The organism is Echinicola shivajiensis (genome assembly GCF_018642165.1).
Taxonomy (GTDB): Bacteria; Bacteroidota; Bacteroidia; order Cytophagales; family Cyclobacteriaceae; genus Echinicola; species Echinicola shivajiensis.
On the sequence record NZ_JAHHZM010000030.1, the window covers coordinates 1 to 1,483 of the forward strand.

At 50.4% G+C, this 1,483-nt stretch carries 2 protein-coding genes; both read left to right on the forward strand.

What is annotated here, in order from left to right; genetic code table 11:
• Window positions 1-468: gliding motility-associated C-terminal domain-containing protein (locus tag KMW37_RS22335; protein WP_215226861.1), on the forward strand; the 468-nt coding region annotated here is incomplete at its 5' end.
• A gap of 59 nt (window positions 469-527) precedes the next feature.
• On the forward strand, window positions 528-1,483 hold a 956-nt coding region (locus KMW37_RS22340; RefSeq protein ID WP_215226862.1), incomplete at its 3' end, for a PorP/SprF family type IX secretion system membrane protein.

Below are 1,483 nucleotides of genomic sequence, written 5' to 3' on the forward strand. Positions count from 1 at the left end.
GTGGACAACCAACATGTCCTGGAACTGGTTGAAGGCTCCATGGACAATGGCTACTTCTCCCTTTCCGACAATACCTTGTACTGGGACAGCCAGGAGGCACTTGCGGGCAGGACGGCTTTCACGGTTGAGGTGATGGTGGTCGATGCGGACGGCAATGAACTTGCCAAGGTGTTTGAGATCACCAGGCTGAGGAAATCCCTGGACGATATCGAGATTTACAATACCTTCAGTCCAAATGAGGACGGCAGGAATGATACTTGGGGCGTGGAAGAGCTCAGGTACCAGACCGGTGTGAGGATCATGATATTTGAAAGGAGCGGCAACAGGATCTTCTATACCGAGCACCCGGAAGTAAGGTGGGACGGCACCTATAAGGGCAAGGAGATGGCACCGGGCACCTATTTCTGGGTGATAGAATCCAGAGGGGACGATAAGGTGCGCAGGGGAGTCCTTAACCTGTTGAGATAATGAGAAGCTATTGTCACGTATTAAATAATTGTTTTGCAAATAGAAAGCCATCCGATAAGATGAAAAAGGTTTTAATCTATACATTGATGATTATGCTCTGGGCACCTACTATGGTGCTGGGGCAGTCGAGGAAATATATCAGCCAGTTCAACTTTTTCCAGAGTTACTATAACCCCGGTCTGACGGGCTATGAGGGCAGCGCTTTAAGGGGCTTTGTTCGGAACCAGTGGAGTGGTTTCGAGGGTGCACCGAGGACGATGTTCTTCAGTGCGGAGCTGGATTTCGGGGAGATGAAAGGGGAGGAGGATCCTGCCCTGATGGGCAAGAATGCGGCCAGCCTGAATTTGTTGTTTGATGAATATGGTGCATTTAAGGAAACCTCTTTGATTTTGGGCTATGCGAGTAGGATCAGGTTGACCGAGAAGCACAACCTTCGCCTGGGAGCGGGGGTGAGCTATACCAATGTGAAACTGGACGGCACGTCCATGACCGTGGAGCAGCAGAACGACGAACTGCTGGGCCAATATATCGGAGGGTTTTCCGATATGCAGATCGTTGACTTCAACGTAGGCCTGGCGCTGACACATGAAAAGTATTACCTGTCCTATGCGATGCACCAGGTGAACGGTGGTGGCTTTGCGAGCGGAGATGAGTTTATGGAAGGAAGGCCCATCAACTATATCGTCCAGGCAGGCTATAGGGAAGCTGTAAGTGAAAATCTTTCGGTGATCGGTAATTTCTTTTACAGGAACCAGGAAGACCTTCCGGACAATATAGAGTTCAACCTGAAGGCCTTGTTGATGGACAAATTCTGGTTGGGCGCGGGGCACCGGGTGGACTATGCGAACAACCTGCAGCTGGGCTTCCTGCTGAAGCGGGTGAAGGTGGGCTATGTCTATGAGTTCCCAACCAACGGCAGTTATCTCTTGCCCGGCAATACCCATGAGTTCATGGCCATGTTCAGCCTGTTCAGGACAAACGAAAGGAAACATGCCAAGGAAGTATTGATTTGGTA